Annotated in this window: 2 protein-coding genes; both read right to left on the minus strand. The window is 61.4% G+C overall.

Going from position 1 to position 1,518, the window contains the following annotated elements; all coding sequences use genetic code 11:
- Positions 1-24: 24 nt before the first annotated feature.
- Positions 25-786, minus strand: coding sequence for a DDE-type integrase/transposase/recombinase (locus PY310_RS21445; protein WP_275216652.1), 762 nt, complete (start codon positions 784-786; stop codon positions 25-27).
- 239 nt (positions 787-1,025) lie between these two features.
- Entirely contained in the window at positions 1,026-1,460 is a 435-nt protein-coding gene (locus PY310_RS21450; protein ID WP_275216651.1) for a hypothetical protein, read from the minus strand.
- Positions 1,461-1,518 lie beyond the last annotated feature (58 nt).

Here is a 1,518-nt window from a genome sequence, read left to right on the forward strand (position 1 = left end):
CGCAGATTGTCAAGCTGTGTGGAGTCATTGGGTTTGTTGTGTGGGTGTTTTTGTTGCGGGAAGGTTGATTCCGGCGTGGCTGGCGGGGGCTGGTGTGATGGGGCGCTGGTGGAATCGTTCGGGGTTCTTATCGTAGTAGCGCTGTAGTGCCTGATCGCGTGTCTTCCAGGTTTCCTTCCACGTGCCGTCGTGGACTTCGGCGGGCGAGAACAGGGCGATGCCCGAGTGTTTATGTTGGGTGTTGTACCAGGGCACGTAATCTGCGAGGTAGGTCCGGGCGGCCTCGACTTCTTTGAACACCCGGGGATAGCCGGGCCTGTATTTCATGGTCCGGAACCCGGATTCTGAAAAGGGGTTGTCGTTCGAGACGTAGGGCCGGTTGTGGGAGAGTTCCACGCCGTGCCCGGTGAGAGCATCACGGAGCAGGTTTGATCGCATCGCCGGTCCCGAGTCGGCGTGGACTATGCGCGGTGCGCCGTGCCGGGCGATCGCAGTTTCGAACATCTCCACGGCGAGGTGGTCCGCTTCGCGTTCCTCGACCCGCCAGGCAACCATGCGGCGGGAGTAGATATCCAGGACCGAGTAGGCCTTGAACGACCGTCCCCGCCAAGGTGAATACAGATCGGTGATGTCCCATGACCAGACCTGCCCCGGGCCCGTGGCCATCACCACGGGTTTCTCCCGCGGGGCCCGGTTCTTGCCTTTCCTGGTCGGGATGGTGGGGCGCAGCATCTGGTCCTCGATCTGCGCCGCGACCCGCCACCACGTGCGGCGGGAAGCGAGCATCACCCCCGCGTCCCACGCAGCCGCGTACGAATGATCAACGGAGACCTGGTTGGCCCAGCCCGCCAGGATGTATTCGCAGATCCGGTCGCGATCATTGGCGCTGACACGTGATTGGTAAGCGCGTTCAGACTGTCCGAGCGGGTCCTGGACCCGTTCGCGGGGATTCTGCCGGTAGTGCCAGGTCGAGCGGGATACGCCGGCGAACTCGAGGGCTTGCCGTTGGGAGCCGGTGAGTGTTGTCAGCTGCCGGACGAGGATGTTCTCGGCTTCGATGAACCTTTCGGATCTTTCGTCGGGGCCGTATCGGGCTCTGGCACGCTCAACTCGTGCAAGAGCCCGATAGCTTTTCCCAATGCGGTATTCGTGCCTTCGAGTTCACGGATACGGCCCTTGAGCTGTTCGACTTCGGACTGGTGTTCAGCGATCTCCTTGGCGCGCGCCTTCTCAAACGCGGACCACTCGCCATTCGTGCGGGCCATGTTCCCATGCTCTCGTGGAATCAGATTCCGGTCGAGGTCACCCTCCTGAATCATCTTCCGCCAACGCCGAAACGTCCATTCAGTCACCGGCTGGGAGGCAAGCCATTCCTTCCTCGTCCCGTACGGCTGCACGTAATACTGATGCACCAACTCCCGAATCTCATCGCGGCTAATACCTCGCGGGCCAACAGTCATAGCTGCTCCCATTCCTCTTCAATCACTGACTGACTCACAACCAGCCTGACGCAGAGGG

Origin of the sequence: Pseudarthrobacter naphthalenicus (genome assembly GCF_029076445.1) — a bacterium.
In the GTDB taxonomy this organism is placed as follows: Bacteria; Actinomycetota; Actinomycetes; order Actinomycetales; family Micrococcaceae; genus Arthrobacter; species Arthrobacter naphthalenicus.

What these genes read in the sequence shown, in the direction of transcription:
- PY310_RS21445 (WP_275216652.1), bottom strand. Translation starts at nt 786, where the DNA reads ATGCTCGCTTCCCGCCGCACGTGGTGGCGGGTCGCGGCGCAGATCGAG.
- PY310_RS21450 (WP_275216651.1), bottom strand. Translation starts at nt 1,460, where the DNA reads ATGACTGTTGGCCCGCGAGGTATTAGCCGCGATGAGATTCGGGAGTTG.